Here is a 13,702-nt window from a genome sequence, read left to right as displayed (position 1 = left end):
CCCGCTTCCCGGCCATCGCCGCGCGGATGCCTCATCCGGTTCAGGCATCACCACCAACGGCACCCCCACCTCCCTGCATCCTCCCTGGCCTGAGGAGGGTGCTCACAGACGCCCCGATGCACCAGGAGCATCAGGGTTGACAGTCCCTTTGTTTTTTGTCGATACTTTCTGCGCGTCTTGCATCTTGCCATTCGGCCAACCGGGACTCAGGGGAGAACAACAATGAAAATCCTGACCAAGTTCGTGTTCCTGGCGATCCTCATGTGTCTGTCCCTGATCACCGGCCATGCCATGGCTGCGGTGGACGGGACATCGTTTCCCAAGCTGAAGGAGCAGTACTACCGGGATCATCCCGGCAAGGGCAAGCACGGGCAATACTGGGAGGCCATTCCCATCCAGAAATACTGGAATCCCAAGGACTTCTACAAGCCGCCGAGCACCGTTCCCGGCGAGGTCAAACGCGACATGTGCGTGGCCTGCCATCAGTCGATTACGCCCGGTGCCTACCATGCATGGAAGAACAGCACCCATGCCAATCTGGAGGCGCTCCGGAATCTAACCGACGCCAATGATCCGCGGTTCTACAAGAAACAGAAGCTGGCCGAGGTCGAACGCAACCTGATGCAGCAACAGTTGCTCAAGGAGGGCGAGAAGCTTCAGGAGGTCGGCTGCATCGACTGCCATGGAAAGGTCGGCGCTACTGCCATCGAACACGACAAGACGCTGGTGATGCCGGATCGGGCGAGTTGCGGCACCTGCCATGTCAACGAGTTCGCCGAAGCCGAATCGGAAAAGGAACAGGAATGGCCGCAAAAGCAATGGGGCAAGGGCCATCCTTCGCATGCCTTCGACTGGAAGGCCAATGTCGAGACCGCCGTCTGGGCGGCTATGCCGGAGCGGGAAATCGCGCAGGGCTGTGACCAATGCCACTACCAGCAGAACAAGTGCGACGGCTGCCATACCCGCCACAGCTTCTCCACCGCTGAGGCCAGACAGCCGGAAGCCTGCGCGACCTGCCACAACGGGGTCGATCACAACGAGTTCGAGAACTACATGACCTCGAAGCATGGCACGGTCTATCAAACGCTCGGCAAGGCCAACTGGAATTTCGAGGCACCGCTCAAGGATGCCCTGACCAAGGGCAACTACACCGCGCCGACCTGCCAGTACTGTCACTTCGAGGCGAACGGTCAGTTCTCGCACAATCTCGTGAAGAAGGTACGCTGGGCCTTCAATCCCACGCCGGCCATTGCCGACAACCTCAACCATCCCTGGTTCGAGGAGCGGAAGGAGATGTGGCTCAAGACCTGCTCCAACTGCCACTCCAGAAGCTTTGCCGAGAGTGCGCTCACGGCAGCCGACAAGGGCACCATCGCGGGTCTGAAAGTCGAGCAGGAAGCCAAGAAGGTGGTCGAGGATCTGTTCAAGGACGGCCTGCTGGTCGGTCAGAACAGCAACCGCCCCTTGCCGCCGGATCCCGAGAAGGACGCCGCGGGTGGCTTCTTCCAGCTCTTCTGGGCCAAGGGCAACAACCCGAGCCGGGTGGAGCGCATCTATGCCGACATGTGGGAACACGACCTGATCAAGCTGTACAAGGGCCTGTTCCACAACAATCCTGGCGGCTTCACCTATACCGAAGGCTGGTCGCCCTTGCTGCGGGATTACTCGGAAATCATGGATGAAAACACCCGTCTGCGGGAGGAAGCCAAGCAATCCCGCCAGGGCTTTGGAGGATTCATTCCGGGTGTGCTGATTACCCTGGGCGGCATCTTCATCCTCCGTTATGTCCTGCTCAGGAAAAAGCGGTCATGACCCGGCCATCGGGCCAAGGTCAGGGCGACGTCTTCTCTCGCCAGCCCTCCCGGCACCCGGTGGCGGAGCATGCCTGAGTCGCCCCTGACCACCCACCTGGAAACCTGCAAGCCGCGACCATGAAAAAGCCGAACCCGCTGTCGATGGCAGACCTAAACCGGCTTCCCCTGCTGCTGGGACTGGGCCTGGTGCTGGCGGGAAGCGCCTGGATGATCGGGAACGCATGGAAGGCGCAGCACCCAAGCGCTCGCCATGAACTGCTCGATATTCGCCCTGGCAGCGACCTGCGGGACAGCGGGATATCGCCTCGTTTCCCGGTGGAGCGACTGTCGAACTACCGCATCGAGACAGGGCGGGGCGTCGATATCCGGCTCGGCATCGTCGATTACCGGGATGATGCAGGGCAAGCCCGGAGCGTGATCGTTTACCCGGCCAATCCGGGCACGGGACTGGCCGCTGAACCGGGCACAAGGATGTCGCTGTGGGGGAGCACGGCACAGGCCATCCGCGAACATACGCAAGAGGATGCCCTGTTCCTGAGCTGGTGGGACAACGCTCAGCGGATTCACTTCCTCACCGGGCGGGAAACCTGGCCGAGACAGGCGGCCAGGTCAGGGTTTGCCGACTCCCCACTGCGGGACTTCTGGATCAAGGCCGCGGGCGGAGCCGCACGAGACGAGCAGCCCGCGATCCAGCTGGCCAAATGGCTGACCATGGATGCCGAGCAGGCACTGGCGGATATTCGCAGGGCGTTGCCTTCGAACCGGCCGCTGTATTGGCTGGTCTGCGTGGACGACCTGGCACGGCTGGGAGAGATCGAGGCCTTGAGCGGCGTCAAAATTCCCCTGGAAATGCGGTATTTCCCCCCGGCGCCGAACATTCATGCACAGATTGCGGCGGTAAGGCGCTGGGCCAGCGAGGCAGGCGACCTCGGCAACTACCTGGTCCAGCAAATACCCGGCGGTGGGGTCAAGGCCTGGCGGATCACCACGGAGGCGGGGTCACGAACCCTGCTGGCACGGCTGCTGCCCTTTACGCAGGCACTGGAAAATCCGCTGCCCGACACCCATCTGGTGCACCAGTCAACCTGGGGCGCCTACCTCGTCATCCATGAAATCCTGCCAGCCAGGACGTGAAGCATTGCGGCAAGCGAACGCCACGAGATCGGCCCGACAATTCGACCAGCAAAACGAAACCCAACGACCTGACCAGAAAGCCATCGCATACCCATCGGAATATAGCTCGCAATCCAAACCACCATCTGAAGGAGACCAAGATGAAACCCATGCCACGGATACTGATTGCTGCCCTGCTCTCGGCAGCCACCTCGACGGCCTTTTCACAAGCCGACGATTACCTTTCAGAAACCTCGGAAAAGTTCACGCGCGGCATCACCAATGTGTTCACCGGATTGGTCGAGATACCCAAGAACATCGCCTGGATCAGCCACGAAACCCACCCCGCGCTCGGGGTACCCGGAGGGCTGCTGCTGGGCACCTTGCAAACCATCGGCCGAACCGGTATTGGCGTGCTGGACGTCATTCTCACGCCGATCCCCACCCGCAACCTGATCGATCCCCCTTACGTGTTCTATGACTTTGACAAATTGACCACTTACGGCGGGACGACGGCGAGAACCACACCCGGTACACCGGCCGGCAACCAGCCGGCGCCGTCACAACCCTGACCTCGAGACTCCCGGACCGGACAGAGCGACGGATGGATGGCGCGTCATGAATCACCGTGTCATGCGATCCGCAGCGATGACCGTACGGGAGGCACCCCTTTTCACCCGATAAACCAGCAATAGCCAGCAGGTCAATATCATGAAATTTCCAAAACTTGTTGTCATGGCAGCTCTCATCAGTGCAGCCGCCTATACTCCGGTCAGCTGGGGAGGCGACTATCTGTCGGATGTCTCGGAAAAGTTCATCCGCGGAACGGCCAATCTCTTCACCGGCCTGATAGAGGTACCCAAAAGCATCAGCTGGGCCAGCAGGGAAACCAACATCTTTGCCGGGATCCCGGGCGGGATTATTCTCGGCACCCTGCAAACCCTGGGCAGAACCAGCACCGGCGTCTTCGACATCATCAGCAGCCCGGTTCCGACCAAGAGCATGATCAACCCGCCCTATGTATTCGAGCGATTCGACGATCCCACCACCTATGCCGCGCCAGAAATGACGGATTGAAAATCCGGCGGCAACATCCGGCCACTCAGACTCAAAACCCCTCGGACAGCCCTGCTGGGCTGTCCGACCTCCCCTTTCAACGGGGCAACCAGAAATGCGAGGGGCCACCCGCTTTCTGCCTGATCCTCTCGACGGCTTCGCAAAAAACCGGCTTGTCGAGAAAACTCTCCGCCAGTACCAGACCGGTGTAGACACCGAAGTCGACCATCATTTCGTTCTCGAAACGCCGTTGCTCGGTGGGCGTTCTTTGCCCCTTGCCCGCCATCCCGGCAAAGGCGTGCTCGAAACCCTTGGCGTCGATCGCCAAACCGGGGCAAGCATCGACGGCAACCTGGGCATAAGCCATATCCAGCAATTTTCGCTGATCGGCCTGCCCCAGCAATTTGCCGACGCGGTGCTCCATCTCCTTCCAGGCCGGGTCCAGCTTGCGAATACCTTCCGGCTCGGAAGCCGAGACCGAACCACAAAGCGCCAAACCCGCCAACGCCCAAAATCGCTTCATGCCATGTTCTCCTCAGCGGATGCGGCCAGGGTGGTAAAAATTATCGCGATGCTCATCATTCACGAAAGTGTTGCTGGTCCGACTGGAAGCATACACATCGGTGGTATGGTTATTGACGACTGCCACGTTGGTCGAATGCCCCCAGGCACCGCCATAGGCGAAACCGCCCATGGGCATACCCATCATGCCCATGCCACCCATTCCCATACCACCGACCGAAGGGGCGCAGCCCGCCAGCCAGATGGCCACCGCCAGCAAGGCCAGGCGGCCTGTTGTTCGCATATCCATGAGTTGTCCGTGCGTCGGTAAAAAATCGTATCTTACGATAACCAGAATAATGCATCCGGCAAGACAGGCACAACGGCAACCGGGACCCCCTCACCTCCCCCCTCAATAGTCGACGTAATAGCGTGACGGCAACACCGTCTCACCCAGTCTGTAGCCGCTGCCGTTGGCGACAAAATCGCGGGCAAACTCGAAGTTGGAGGGAAACTCGGCGTAGACACGATAAAGCTCGTCGCCCGGCTCGACCCGCTCGCCCAGCTTGCGCAAGAGATCCACGCCCGCGCCGGGGGAAATCGGCGCGCCGGCCAGTCGGGCCAGTCGGGCCAGAAAATAGTTGTCGATAGCCGTGACGATGCCGCTGCTGTCGGCCTGCACGACAAAACTCAACCGACCCAACGGCGGGCGTTGGAGCCTCTCGCCCTGCGCCTTGATAATGCGGTCCATCTTCGTCAGCGCACGACCGGATTCGAGGATTTCACGGGCAATCGCATAGCCCTGCCCGCCACGCACATCCGGATCGAACTCGATGATCCGTCCCGCCAGTCGCAACGACTTCTCGCGCAGGTCCACCGGTGCCGCCGGATCGTTCTGCAGCACCAGCAACACGTCACGGACCTCCAGCACCGGGCCGATGCCACGACCGATCGGTTGACGACCATCGGTGATGATGGCTTCGAGATGCAGGCCCATGCGGTCGCCCACGTACTCGAACAGCTTGCGCAGTTGCATGGCCTCGCGCATCTGCCGCACTTTGGCCGTGGGGCCAACCGGAATATCGAGCAACAGATGGGTGGAGCCGGCCGCAAGCTTCTTCGACAGGATGGAGGCCACCATCTGGCCCTGGGAGTCGATACCCAGCGGCCGTTCGACCGAGATCAGCAAGTCGTCGACCGGGGCCAGCCGGGTGGTCCCACCCCAGGCCAGACAACCGCGCTCGTGGCGCACCAGGCGATCCAGCGTCTCCGGCTCGACATCGACCTTCGCCAGGAGCTCCATGGTGTCGGCGGTACCCGCCGGGGAGGTAATGGCACGGCTGGAGGTCTTGGGAATCAGCATCCCATGCGCCGCGACGATCGGCACGACCAGCATGGAGGTACGATTCCCGGGGATACCGCCGATGCAGTGCTTGTCGGCCACCAGCGGCTCGTTCCAGTCGATACGGGTACCGGTTTCCAGCATGGCCCGGGTGAGCATGAAGACCTCGTCCCGATCCAGGCCATTCTGCCCGGTGGCGACCAGGAAGGCGGCCATCTCCATCTTGGAGTAGCGGCTATCGGCGATGTCGCGGGTAATGGCACGGTAGTCCTCCTGGGTCAGCCGATGCCCACCGATCTTGCGCCGCACCGCATCCATCGACGCTGGCGGCTCCGCCTGCGCTACCTGCACCTCGCCGCGATCGCCAACGCAGATCTGCTCGAATGCCTGTTCCGAGAGACCCAGTTCGTCCGTGCCGACGATGCGGTCGTCGTCGACCACGTTGAGCACCGCCTCGATGACCCGGTCTTCGCAGGCAACCCGGATCTTCGCCAACGCCTGAAATCCCTCGGCCCGGTAGACACCGCAGTCACGGTGCAGGTAGGCAACATTCTCGTGGTAGGTATCGATGGCCACGCGGCGCAGGCGCAGACGTGTCGTGGAGCCGGCCGACACAGGGTCGGTAGCGGTGGAGGCTTCGGGATCGATGCGCTCATGGTTCATGATCGGTCCTCGTCTGGAGTGAAAACAGGGGCAGTGCCGACCTGCCGCCCGTCCAGGCCTTACAATAGCAGGCCTTTACCGGGGCTTCCGCCAAAGCCGCCCTGTTGTCGCCCGTCTTCCTGGACCATGGCCAGACGCCTGCTCGTACCCCTGCTTTCGTCGTCCGTTCTGCTGTTGCTGTGGCAGCTGGCGGCCTGGTACGCGCATTCATCGCTGCTGCCGGGGCCCGCAAGGGTCTTCGAGATGCTGATACGGGAGGTGGATTCGGGCCGCCTGCCCTACCATCTCGGCATTACCCTGGCGCGTCTTGCGGTCAGCTTCACGCTGTCCATGCTGCTGGGTTCGGCCATTGGCCTGGTGCTGGGCCGCCATCCGCGCCTGGACCGGTTTTTCAATGGCTGGCTGGTGATCGCGCTGAACATTCCGGCACTGGTGACGATCATTCTCTGCTATGTCTGGTTCGGGCTGATCGAAACGGCGGCACTGGCGGCGGTGATCATCAACAAGCTGCCCAACGTCATTGTCACCCTGCGGGAGGGCGCGCGCGGTCTCGACCGGGACCTGCTGGAAATGGCGCGGGTATACCGGTTCGGTCCGGCCAGAACCCTGCGGCACGTCATCTGGCCGCAGCTCCTGCCGTTCCTGCTGACCGCGGCCCGCACCGGCCTGGCACTGATCTGGAAAATCATCCTGGTGGTGGAATTGCTGGGCCGCAGCAATGGCATGGGTTACCAGTTGCACCTGTTCTTCCAGATGTTCGACGTGGCCGGCATCCTGGCCTACTCGATCGCCTTCATTGCGGTGGTGCAGGTCATCGAAACGCTGTGCCTGAAACCCCTGGAGCGCAGGACCCACGGGTGGCGACGATGACCGGCTGTTCGCTGCTGATCCAGCGCAAACAGTATGCGGAGGCAGACACCGCTGTCACCCGGCGAACCATCATCGAGAACCTGCGGCTCGACATTCCGGCAGGTGCCTTTGTCTGCCTGGTCGGTCCCTCGGGCTGCGGCAAGACGACCCTGCTGAACATGCTGGCCGGCCTGGATGCGGATTTCGAGGGCCAGATCCGTCATGGCGACCTGCCGTCGGGGGCAAAGCCACGTCTGGGCTACGTCTTCCAGAATCCACGCCTGCTGCCCTGGCGAACCGTGCGCGAGAACATCGCCCTGGCGCTGCCGGAGGATCATGACAGAACCCATGTCGATCACCTGTTCGACGTGGTCGGCCTGCCACCCGCCATCCAGGCGCTCTACCCGGAGCGACTCTCGCTGGGGATGAGTCGCCGCGCCGCCCTGGTACGCGCCTTCGCCGTCAATCCCGATCTGTTGCTGATGGACGAGCCGCTGGTATCACTGGACCCCCCCACGGCCCGGCGTATCCGCCAACTGATTCTGCAGCTCTGGATGGAGCGCCCGCATACCGTGCTGTTCGTGACCCACGATCTTGGCGAAGCAGTGGAACTGGGCGACCGTCTGGTATTCCTGTCCCCATCGCCGGCCCGGGTGGTCGGCGACATCCCGGTCGATATCCCCCGAGCGCAACGCGATTCGCTGGCCATCGAGGATTTCAGGCAACGCCTGCGGCGGGAGTGTCCGGCGCTGGCTGGCCTGCTCTAGGGATGTTCGGCCCGGTGGCAAGGCCGGGGCGCGGGGGGAAGCAACCTGCCAGCACCGGCTCACGGGAGCCTGCCGACCCGATCCCGCGGACTGGCCGCCAGAGCGCAGATCGCGCCGCGTCTGGCTGCCCTGGCCGGTCATGCGGTTGCAGCGGATGCAGCCACCCTTGCGGGCCGAGCGGAAACCTCAGACCCGGACAAGCGGGGAAGAAGGAGGGGCGCTGCCTCGGCGGCAATCTCGGCAGAGGCGGAGGAGCCCGGACCGGGACGCAGCACCTGCGCCCTACGTGAGTGCGCCCGGCGCCGCAAGCCTGTCATACGGGAACATCGCCGGCATGCGGAAGGACCACCCCGTCCGCGCTGATGACGGCAATATCGCCTGAACCGATTTGCAGCCGCGCGCGACCAGACAGTCGGCGGCCAGGATGAAGCCCTACTGCACCAGCGCCAGCAGTACGCCGGCTGCGACGGCAGAACCGATCACGCCGGCCACATTGGGCCCCATGGCGTGCATGAGCAGGAAATTGTGCGGATTGGACTCCTGCCCCACCTTGTTGGCGACGCGCGCCGACATCGGCACAGCCGAAACACCGGCGGCACCGATCAGCGGGTTGATTTTGTTGTCCGGGGAGAAGGCATTCATGAGCTTCGCCATGATGACGCCCGAAGCCGTGCCGAAACTGAAGGCCATGGCGCCCAGCGCCAGGATGCCGAGCGTCTCCGGTCGCAGGAACTGCTCGGCACTGAGCTTGGAGCCGACCGACAAGCCGAGGAAAATGGTGACGACGTTGATCAGCTCGTTCTGCGCCGTCTTGCTGAGACGGTCCACCACACCGCATTCACGGATCAGGTTGCCGAGGCAGAACATGCCGATCAGCGGCGCCGCCGACGGCAGCAGCATCGCGGTCAGGATCAGCAGCAATCCGGGAAAGATGATCTTTTCCAGCCGCCCGACATGACGCAGCTGGGCCATCTCGATCAGGCGCTCCTGAGGCGTCGTCAGCGCCCGCATGATGGGTGGCTGGATCAGCGGTACCAGGGCCATGTAGGAATAGGCAGCCACGGCAATGGCCCCCAGCAGCTCCGGCGCCAGCTTGGATGCCACATAGATCGAGGTCGGCCCGTCGGCCCCGCCGATGATGGCAATTGCGGCGGCATCCTTGAAGGTAAAGCTGATGCCCGGCACCAGATTGAGCGCCAGGGCGCCGAACAGGGTGCCGAAGATGCCGAACTGGGCGGCGGCTCCCAGCAACAGGGTCTTGGGATTGGCCAGCATGGGACCGAAATCGGTCATGGCGCCGACCCCCATGAAGATGAGGAGCGGGAATATCCCCGACTTAATGCCGAAATAGAGATAGGAGAGCAAGCCACCCTCCTCCGCAATCCCGGCCACCGGAATGTTGCTGAGCACGGCGCCGAAACCGATCGGCAGCAGCAGCAGCGGCTCGAACTCCTTCTTGATGGCAAGGTAAAGCAGGCCGATGCCGACCGTCATCATGACGACCTGGCCCGGCTGGAAATTGGACAGGCCGGTGCTGGCCCAGAGCTGCATCAAACCTTCCATGACTTACCTCATTCCAGCGTCAGCAGGTCATCCTGGGACGCCACGGTCTCGCCGACCTTGACGGCGAGACTGGCGACGATGCCGCCCGTGCGGGTCCGAATCTCGGTCTCCATCTTCATGGCCTCCATGACGATGACCACGGTATTCGGCTCGACGTGCTGCCCGGGAGCCACATTGATGCGCAGGATATGGCCGGCCATGGGCGCCTTCACCACCTCGCCGCCACCCTGAGCCGGTGATGCGGCGACAACGGTCGCCTCACCCGCCGGCGTGATCGCCACCGTGTAGCGGCGACCATTGACCACCAGCGCGCCGGCATCCGCACTCTCGACCCGATAGCTGCGCCCGTTGACGGTCACGTCGAGAGCGCCGGCAGCCTCGCCGGCCACACTCTCGTCTGCCTGTGGCGGCGGCTCGAAAGCCGTGGGGTTGCCGCGGTTCTGCAGGAACTTGTAGCCGATCTGCGGAAACAGCGCGTAGGTGAGCACATCGTCGATCTCGTCCCTGGCCAACTTGACGCCGTCCTGTGCGGCCTGCGCCTTGAGCTCCGCTGCCAGCTTGTCGAGTTCCGGTTCCAGAAGGTCGGCCGGCCGGCAGGTGATCGGCTTGTCGGTGCCGAGAACCTTTTTCTGCAGGGTCTTGTTGACGGCTGCCGGAGTCGCGCCATATTCGCCGCGCAGCACGCCCTGGGTCTCCTTGGTGATGGACTTGTAGCGCTCCCCCATCAGCACGTTGATGACCGCCTGGCTGCCGACGATCTGGGAGGTGGGCGTCACCAGCGGGATATAACCGAGATCCTTGCGCACCTTGGGAATTTCATCGAGCACGGCGTCGAACCTGTCGAGCGCATTCTGCTCCTTGAGCTGGCTCTCGAGATTGGTGAGCATGCCGCCCGGCACCTGAGCCACCAGGATGCGGCTGTCCACCCCGCGCAGCGTCCCTTCGAATTTCGCGTATTTCCTGCGCACCTCACGGAAGTAGGCGGCGATCTCCTCGAGCAGCTTGAGATTCAGGCCCGTATCGCGTTCCTGGCCCTGCAGGGCGGCCACCACCGCCTCGGTCGCACTGTGGCCATAGGTCATGCTCATGGAGGAAATCGCGGTGTCGACGTTATCGATACCCGCTTCCGCCGCCTTCATGATGGTGGCCGTGCTGAGACCGGTCGTCGCATGGCACTGCATGTGAATCGGTACGCTGACGGCTTGCTTCAGCCGCGAGACCAGTTCATGGGCATCATAGGGCTTGAGCAAGCCCGCCATATCCTTGATGGCGATGGAATGTGACCCCATGTCCTCCAGGCGCTTGGCCAGATCCACCCACATGTCGATGGTATGCACCGGGCTGACCGTGTAGGAAATGGTGCCCTGGGCATGCTTGCCGTTGGCGATCGTGGCCCGAATGGCGCGCTCGAAATTGCGCGGGTCGTTCATGGCGTCGAAGATGCGGAAGACATCCACGCCATTGGTCGCACAGCGCTCGACAAACCTTTCGACCACATCGTCGGCGTAGTGCCGATAACCCAGCAGGTTCTGGCCACGCAGCAGCATCTGCAGCGGCGTTTTCGGCAGGGCCTTCTTCAGCGTCCGCAGACGCTCCCACGGATCCTCGCCCAGGTAGCGGATGCAGGCATCGAAGGTTGCTCCGCCCCAGCTCTCCAGCGACCAGAAGCCGACTTTGTCGAGCTTGCTGCAGATCGGCAGCATGTCATCGATGCGCAGGCGCGTTGCCAGCAGCGACTGGTGCGCATCGCGTAGGACGACATCGGTGATACCCAGGGGTTTGGCCATGATTGAATCCTTCTGTGTTGGGCAGGGCGGGTCGGGACGCTCAATGTCTCCGCAAACCACGGGACAACCGGAGCGCGGCCGCGATCACCGCAACCCGCTCGGCCTCGTCAGCCTCGGCGCCTGCCGGAACGCGCTGGGCAACCGGCTGAGCCTGATCGCTGGACTTGACCAGCCGGGCCGTGGCGCCGATGACCCAGACCAGCAGCGAGAGAAACAGGAAAACGATACCCATACCGACCAGCATCAGCTTGAGACCGGGCAGCAACAGTTCGGAAAGCGAGGGTTCCATGGAGACTCGGACAGACGGTGGGGCCACCAGGCCCTGCAAGGTCTGGCTATGATAATTTGGCGCCCCGTGAAAGTCGAACCCCGCCCCGGCCAGCCGCGCCCTAGCAGAATTCCATTAAGCAACGCCTATCCGTATCATAAGCATTCCTGATTAGAACTGCGGGCACTTCCGTGTAAAACTTATATCCAACCTCAACGGAACACCGACGACGCGCTCGACTCAGTCACTACGTACTTTCGGCAGTTCTCCTCCTTCGGCGACCCTCGTGGTCGCTTTTTTTTGCCTGGCGTCGGCAGGCAAAAAAAAGCCTGCTATCGCAGGCGTTTTTTATTGTTGTTATCCAGAATGGTCCCAAGCAGACAGCATCGCGACCATGGCCAGTGCCGTTGTTATTGTTATGGCCCCTCAGGGCATCTCCTCCTCTTCATTCTCCAGCCCGGGTCAGCCTCTTTGCGCCCACCCGGCCGGGACAGCGGGCAAGTCTAATCAAAAAACGAGGGGTGTCCAGCTTTTTTCCCTGACGCCTGCCCCCCTGACCGGGACCCGCGATTTTCCATAGTAAAATCAGGCAATTGAGAATCATCAGGATTCGATGATGACCCTAATTTCCGAGTATTTGGCTGGGTTGTCATGGCCATGGGGAATGGGCTATCGACCCACCGGAATGCCATCGTCCCGGCCCGGGAAACGAGGTCCCTGTCCGGAGATCCTGGCCATTTCCGACTCGATCCAGGACTCTGCTGCGGCATTGATCTCGGTCGCGGTCAAGTCGGCGCCGTGGATCGCCGGCCCCACCCGGAATTCGATGACACCGGGATACTTGAGGAACCCGTTCCTGCCCCAGAACTCTCCGGCGTTGTGGGCGACCGGAATCACCGGGCAGCGCGCGCGCTGGGCCAGCAAGCCGCCACTGGAACCGAACCTGCCGCGCTGACCGGGCGCGACCCGGGTACCTTCCGGGAACAGTACGACCCAGCGTCCGGTCGCGATCCGCTTCACGCCATCCCGGAGGATCTGCTTGAGCGCGACCGATCTGGCCTGCCGATCGATGGCAATGGGTTCCAGGGTCGCCATTGCCCAGCCCCAGACCGGAATACGCAGCAATTCCTGCTTGAGAATGAACACCACCGGCGGAAAGATGACCTGCAACGCGAGGGTCTCGAAAGCGGACTGGTGCTTGCAAAGTATCAGGCCGCTGCCCTCCGCCGGAATATGCTCGGCGCCGGTGACGCGGTAGCTCAGGCCGCACACCGTGCGCAACAGCCACAGGTTCCAGCGCACCCAGCGATTGGCCGCCGCATAGCGGGTTGCGAAAGGCCAGGGCGACAGCAGCAGCATGACCGGTCCGAGAATCAGGGTCGACAGCACCTGTCCCGTGAGGTAGACGGCGGAACGCAGGACAACCAGCGGGTTAACCATGGTGAAGAATGTACTGGGCGGCTTCGTAGAGATTGGAACAGATCGGCAGGTCGAGATCGGGGTAGCGTGCCAGCGTCCTCTCGCCCTTGCCGGTCTCGACCAGGATCGGCGCCGCCCCGACCGCACGGGCGGCCTCGAGGTCGCGGAAGGAATCGCCAACCGCCGGGATGCCGGTCAGCTCGACACCAAAGCGCTCGGCAAACTGCTGGAAGAGCCCCGGCCGCGGCTTGCGGCAGGCGCAGAAATCCTCGGGGCCATGCGGGCAATGAAAAATGGCCTCGATCCGGCCGCCACGCGCCTCGACCGCCGCCAGCATGCGTGCATGGATACGCTCCAGCATCGCCTCGTCGAAATAGCCACGGGCGATGCCTGACTGATTGGTCAGCACAACGATCCGGTAGCCCCTCAGCGTCAGCAGCTCGATGGCCTCGAGGCTACCGGGGATGGGCACCCATTCCTCCGGCGCCTTGATGAAGGCGTCGGAATCCTCGTTGATGACCCCGTCGCGGTCCAGGATGACGAAGCGCATGTCGTCAGCC

At 62.6% G+C, this 13,702-nt stretch carries 14 protein-coding genes; 6 read left to right on the top strand and 8 right to left on the bottom strand.

Features of this window, described 5'->3' with window-relative positions:
• Positions 1-222: 222 nt before the first annotated feature.
• The 4 genes from ACYQ1H_RS10660 (at position 223) to ACYQ1H_RS10645 (ending at position 4,004) form a co-directional block, all read left to right on the top strand.
• On the top strand, positions 223-1,812 hold the full coding sequence (locus tag ACYQ1H_RS10660) for a multiheme c-type cytochrome (protein WP_460028032.1): 1,590 nt from the start codon (positions 223-225) through the stop codon (positions 1,810-1,812).
• A gap of 119 nt (positions 1,813-1,931) precedes the next feature.
• Complete coding sequence (haoB, locus tag ACYQ1H_RS10655) at positions 1,932-2,948, top strand: hydroxylamine oxidation protein HaoB (RefSeq protein WP_460028031.1); 1,017 nt, start codon at positions 1,932-1,934, stop codon at positions 2,946-2,948.
• Between the two features lie 140 nt (positions 2,949-3,088).
• Positions 3,089-3,499: an exosortase system-associated protein, TIGR04073 family gene (locus tag ACYQ1H_RS10650; RefSeq protein WP_460028030.1), complete on the top strand. Its 411-nt coding sequence runs from the start codon at positions 3,089-3,091 to the stop codon at positions 3,497-3,499.
• A gap of 139 nt (positions 3,500-3,638) precedes the next feature.
• On the top strand, positions 3,639-4,004 hold the full coding sequence (locus ACYQ1H_RS10645) for an exosortase system-associated protein, TIGR04073 family (RefSeq protein WP_460028029.1): 366 nt from the start codon (positions 3,639-3,641) through the stop codon (positions 4,002-4,004).
• A 76-nt stretch (positions 4,005-4,080) separates the two neighbouring features.
• Here ACYQ1H_RS10645 and ACYQ1H_RS10640 read toward each other — a convergent pair whose 3' ends face one another.
• The 3 genes from ACYQ1H_RS10640 to ACYQ1H_RS10630 form a co-directional block, all read right to left on the bottom strand.
• A complete protein-coding gene (locus ACYQ1H_RS10640) occupies positions 4,081-4,506 on the bottom strand; it encodes a hypothetical protein (RefSeq protein ID WP_460028028.1) in 426 nt (141 codons plus the stop codon).
• Positions 4,507-4,518: 12 nt separating this feature from the next.
• Entirely contained in the window at positions 4,519-4,794 is a 276-nt protein-coding gene (locus tag ACYQ1H_RS10635; RefSeq protein ID WP_460028027.1) for a hypothetical protein, read from the bottom strand.
• A 102-nt stretch (positions 4,795-4,896) separates the two neighbouring features.
• Positions 4,897-6,489 carry a thymidine phosphorylase family protein gene (locus ACYQ1H_RS10630; protein WP_460028026.1) on the bottom strand — a complete coding sequence of 531 codons (1,593 nt, stop codon included), beginning with the start codon at positions 6,487-6,489 and terminating at the stop codon, positions 4,897-4,899.
• Between the two features lie 126 nt (positions 6,490-6,615).
• Here ACYQ1H_RS10630 and ACYQ1H_RS10625 point away from each other — a divergent pair, with 126 nt between their 5' ends.
• Together ACYQ1H_RS10625 and ACYQ1H_RS10620 are read left to right on the top strand one after the other, a co-directional pair.
• The gene (locus ACYQ1H_RS10625; RefSeq protein WP_460028025.1) at positions 6,616-7,359 is read left to right on the top strand and encodes an ABC transporter permease; all 744 of its coding nucleotides are present in this window, start codon (positions 6,616-6,618) and stop codon (positions 7,357-7,359) included.
• Positions 7,356-8,105, top strand: coding sequence for an ABC transporter ATP-binding protein (locus ACYQ1H_RS10620; RefSeq protein WP_460028024.1), 750 nt, complete (start codon positions 7,356-7,358; stop codon positions 8,103-8,105). The genes ACYQ1H_RS10625 and ACYQ1H_RS10620 overlap by 4 nt, the downstream gene beginning before the upstream one ends.
• Before the next feature lie 432 nt (positions 8,106-8,537).
• Here the strand turns inward: ACYQ1H_RS10620 and ACYQ1H_RS10615 are convergent, their stop codons facing one another.
• The 5 genes from ACYQ1H_RS10615 to gmhB all read right to left on the bottom strand — a co-directional run bounded on the left by ACYQ1H_RS10615 (position 8,538) and on the right by gmhB (position 13,692).
• Positions 8,538-9,668, bottom strand: a complete 1,131-nt coding sequence (locus ACYQ1H_RS10615) for a sodium ion-translocating decarboxylase subunit beta (protein WP_460028023.1) — start codon at positions 9,666-9,668, stop codon at positions 8,538-8,540.
• An 8-nt stretch (positions 9,669-9,676) separates the two neighbouring features.
• Positions 9,677-11,455 carry a sodium-extruding oxaloacetate decarboxylase subunit alpha gene (oadA, locus tag ACYQ1H_RS10610; RefSeq protein WP_460028022.1) on the bottom strand — a complete coding sequence of 593 codons (1,779 nt, stop codon included), beginning with the start codon at positions 11,453-11,455 and terminating at the stop codon, positions 9,677-9,679.
• A 40-nt stretch (positions 11,456-11,495) separates the two neighbouring features.
• Positions 11,496-11,744: an OadG family protein gene (locus tag ACYQ1H_RS10605; RefSeq protein ID WP_460028021.1), complete on the bottom strand. Its 249-nt coding sequence runs from the start codon at positions 11,742-11,744 to the stop codon at positions 11,496-11,498.
• Positions 11,745-12,392: 648 nt separating this feature from the next.
• Positions 12,393-13,163, bottom strand: coding sequence for a lysophospholipid acyltransferase family protein (locus tag ACYQ1H_RS10600; RefSeq protein WP_460028020.1), 771 nt, complete (start codon positions 13,161-13,163; stop codon positions 12,393-12,395).
• Complete coding sequence (gene gmhB, locus ACYQ1H_RS10595) at positions 13,156-13,692, bottom strand: D-glycero-beta-D-manno-heptose 1,7-bisphosphate 7-phosphatase (RefSeq protein WP_460028019.1); 537 nt, start codon at positions 13,690-13,692, stop codon at positions 13,156-13,158. Before gmhB ends, ACYQ1H_RS10600 begins: the two co-directional genes overlap by 8 nt.
• Between the last annotated feature and the right edge of the window lie 10 nt (positions 13,693-13,702).

Source organism: Methyloparacoccus murrellii, assembly GCF_054657115.1.
This window is presented reverse-complemented; position numbering and strand designations above follow the sequence as displayed.